The sequence below is a fragment of the Thiolapillus sp. genome (assembly GCF_048562965.1).
Classification (GTDB): domain Bacteria; phylum Pseudomonadota; class Gammaproteobacteria; order Chromatiales; family Chromatiaceae; genus Thiolapillus; species Thiolapillus brandeum_A.
Map to the genome: position 1 here is coordinate 1 of NZ_JBHNMF010000939.1, position 1,105 is coordinate 1,105.

The following is a 1,105-nucleotide window of genomic DNA, read 5'->3' on the forward strand; positions in this document are numbered from 1 at the left end:
TCCCCCGTCAGCAGCGCAACCCGTGACAGCCACGGCTTCAGAAACCGGGTCATCGTGTTCGCCAAACGCTTCGTAACACGCCCCGTGCCTGCCAGCTCCTGCGAGAACTGCTCAATGTGCGACTTCAGCGCCGCTTCAACTTCCGCAGATTTCTCCAGAACCTCCAGCCGCTCTTCCAGCGTAGCATCCCGCGAAGCATAGGTACGGTTCATGTCCGACTGGGACACACCATCCGGGCGCAGTCGCATGTGCGGACGCAAGGATTCAAACCCGGCACCTCCCGCGTTCACGACAACATCCCCTACGTCCAGCTCCACAGAGCCCTCAAGGGACGCCTGGGCCTTTTCGAGCACCTTATCAAACCACGTACCGCGCCCCGGTGCTTTGCCGTCCTGATGAAGCGCACCCGCCGCGTCAACCACGGCGCTTGCATCAACGTACACCGTATGCGGTGAACCCGTTTGCCGGGCCATGCCCGTGATAACGTCCGCAGTCTGCTGAGGAACCGCACTGCTGGCATTCATAGACGATGTGGCACCAATCAGCGTATCCAGGTGCTCCTGATCCTTACGGTCCTGAATGCGCTCCTGCTTCTCAAGGGCAAACTGTACGGTCGCGCCCAGCCCCACACCCGGTAAACCCATCAGGGGAGCGCCCATCGCACCTTTGGCAGCAGCCGCCACCACGCGGGTTCGTGTCTCCGGGGAGAAAGCATCCATCTCATAGTCATCAAATGCCGCCGCCTTAGCCAGCTCCTCCACCGCCACAGCAACCAGCTCCTGCGACCCCTCCGTGACACCTTCGGCTGCGGTGAACAGCGCCAGATCCCCCAGCGCTTTCATGACCGCCTTCGCCACCTCCGGATTTCGGGCAGCTGCAACGGTAGCATTACTGACAATACCCTTTACCGCGTCCTTTCCCTTCAGAAACGGGAATCTGGACGCAAGCATACCCCAGGGGGCAACCTCCAGTGCCGCGGTGAGAGTGGCCGCGCCCTTAGCACCCACGTTCACAATATCACGCGGTATCGGCTGATCATCCACCCGAATGTCCATGAGCTGATCCACCATGTCCACATAGGTCAACCGGTAGGTATATACCGCGC

At 60.7% G+C, this 1,105-nt stretch carries 1 protein-coding gene; it reads right to left on the reverse strand.

The window, feature by feature from the left end:
* Nucleotides 1–1,105, reverse strand: a 1,105-nt coding sequence (locus ACOCD2_RS21310; RefSeq protein ID WP_419626066.1) for a hypothetical protein, incomplete at both ends; no start/stop codon positions are given.